General features: G+C 63.6%; 1 protein-coding gene. It reads right to left on the reverse strand.

Annotation, left to right across the window (positions count from 1 at the left end):
* Positions 1-24 precede the first annotated feature (24 nt).
* Positions 25-1,467 (reverse strand): alpha/beta hydrolase, encoded by a 1,443-nt coding sequence (locus tag ON20_RS25945; protein ID WP_218002617.1) that lies wholly within the window; start codon positions 1,465-1,467, stop codon positions 25-27.
* Between the last annotated feature and the right edge of the window lie 228 nt (positions 1,468-1,695).

Raw genomic sequence — 1,695 nt, forward strand, 5'->3', positions numbered from 1 at the left:
TCGAAAGTGCGCCAGAGCCTGTGGCTATTCAGGGAAGTAGCTGGTGTCGGCATGGCAGGTGATGTCGGTGGCGGGGAGGGTGCCGTCGCGGAAGTAGGTGTTGACGATGTGGTTCAGGCAGGGGCTCAGGCCGTCGCGGAAGGTGCCGTGGATGCGGGTGTCTGCCAGTGTGACCAGTCGTGAGGCTGTCAACACCCGGTGCATCGCGACACCTTCCGCATAGGAGGTGCGGGTGTCGCGGGTTGCCTGCAGTATCAGTGCGGGTGTGGGGTTGTGCACTTGGGTGGGGGTTTCGACCGGGTCCGGCCAGTAGGCGCAGGCGGTGATGTTGTTGGCGAACGCGCCGAACACCGGTTGGGTCGCCCGGGCCCGTTCGATGTTGCGGTAGTACCACGCCGGAGCGCGGGGTGCGGCCTTGTCGCCGCACAGGACCGCGGCCATCCCCGGGGTCTCCAATGGAACGGCACCGCTGATCTTCGCTTTCAGCCGTTCCATGTCGATGGGCAACCCGGACATTGCGTCGGCGATGAGGCGGACGACTTCGGCGAGGTCGGCGTTCAGTCGTGGGTTCAAAAGTAGCGCCAGCAGCATCATCGGCACGGTGTGTTCATCGATGAGATAGCCGTTGGCGAAGATCGGATGTCCGGCGGCACGGTGGATCATGTCCTCGACAAAGGCCCGGACTTGTGGTCCGCTGTTGCCGAAGTGGTAGTCGCCGTCATGGCGGGCAGCCCAGCTCGCCCAGTCGTCGAGACCAGCCTCATTGGCAGCACCCATGTCCTGAAACATGCCGATCCAGGCGCGGTCCGGATCGATCGCGCTGTCCAACACGATCCGGTCACTGCGTCCAGGGAACATCTGCGTGTACACCGCGCCCAGAAAGGTACCGTAGGAGCCGCCGTAATAGCTGATCGCACGTTCACCGAATGCCCCGCGGATGACATCCATATCCCGGGCTGTGTTGCGGGTGGTGATGTATCGCGCCTTCTCAGGATCGGGTGCCAGGCAAGAAGCCGCCAACGCAGCAGCCAGAGTGACATCCCGCGCGTAGCCGAAGATATCGAAACCGGCCGAGAACAACATCGTGGGCAACGGCAACGCACAGTTCACCCGATCAGATCGGCCGATTCCACGCGGGTCCATACCGATCAAGTCGTAGCGGGCACGCACATCCGGAGTCAACACCCCTCCGGCGCCGACCATCATGCGCAGGCCCGGACCGCCGGGGCCACCGGGATTGGACAACATGATCCCCCGCCGAAGGGCCGGATCCGCAGCCGGGATACGCGAAATCGTCACAGTAAGCGTCCGGTAGTCCGGACGGTCGTAGTCGAGCGGGACGACAACGCCCGCACACTGCGCCCCAACATCGTCGAGAATCGGGTCGCCGCACGGCTTCCAGTCCAACTGCTGGTGATAGAACCGCTGCAACCTAGCGGTGATGTCATCGACCGGATCGGCGCTCACTGGTCCCACGGGAAGCGTAACCGCCAGCATCACCCCGACCACGATCCATCGAACCCACCCTATCGGCATCAAATCTCGCGCCCGCGCCCTTCCGCTGCATCTGCCCCGACTACGCACACTGCGATCTCCAGGAGTTCCAAGACTACAAGCCACGAGCCCAGCGCCGATTCCACCGCCAGAATTCGCCATTGTTGCCCGCTCAACCCCGCACTGGCGGTGTATCAGTTT

This window comes from Nocardia brevicatena NBRC 12119, assembly GCF_000308495.1.
Lineage (GTDB): Bacteria > Actinomycetota > Actinomycetes > Mycobacteriales > Mycobacteriaceae > Nocardia > Nocardia brevicatena.